This is a genomic window from Bacillus sp. 05T22 (assembly GCF_056396765.1).
The window spans coordinates 1-493 of sequence record NZ_JBFTMC010000283.1 but is presented as its reverse complement, the minus strand read 5'-3'; the positions used below and the strand labels follow the sequence as shown (position 1 = coordinate 493).

Below are 493 nucleotides of genomic sequence, written 5' to 3'. Positions count from 1 at the left end.
CTGTTAAGGTTGGGAAAGGTTCGGTTATTCGAAATAGCATTATTATGCAAAAGAGCCAAATTGGAGATAACTGTATATTAGACGGCGTTATTATTGATAAGGATGTTAAAATTGAGGATGGTGTGGTTTTAACAGGAACGCCTGATAATCCATACGTTCTGGAAAAGAGCAGTGTTCAAAGTCAAAATATTACTAGTTATTCTTAAAAGCTCTATGTAAGTTAAGTACAAATTGGAAAACTGATAAAAACATTCTTTTTAAGGTGGAAGAGAGCATCCGCCCATGCATAGAGGCGGTCAGATCCTTTTCCTGCCCTAGGCCAAGTGAAAACAAAGAGAGAAAACAAGTAGCAATCATCTTTTGTTCTTCGTAGCAGCGACTTATATGTCGAAAAATCAAAATGGATATATATAGCCAGTGAAATTCTATCCAATAGGGATTCACTGGCTCATCATGATATGAATTTAAAATCCGAAGGGAGGAAGCTGTAAGA

General features: G+C 36.5%; 2 protein-coding genes. One reads left to right on the top strand and one right to left on the bottom strand.

Going from position 1 to position 493, the window contains the following annotated elements; translation table 11 throughout:
* The coding region (locus AC1DIT_RS28445; protein ID WP_476998629.1) for a GlgC family sugar phosphate nucleotidyltransferase at nt 1–206 on the top strand (206 nt) is incomplete at its 5' end.
* On the opposite strand, the gene AC1DIT_RS28440 is transcribed toward AC1DIT_RS28445, so the two are convergent.
* Nucleotides 193–493, bottom strand: a 301-nt coding sequence (locus tag AC1DIT_RS28440) for a hypothetical protein (protein WP_476998628.1), incomplete at its 5' end; no start/stop codon positions are given. The two genes, AC1DIT_RS28445 and AC1DIT_RS28440, sit on opposite strands and share 14 nt — an antisense overlap.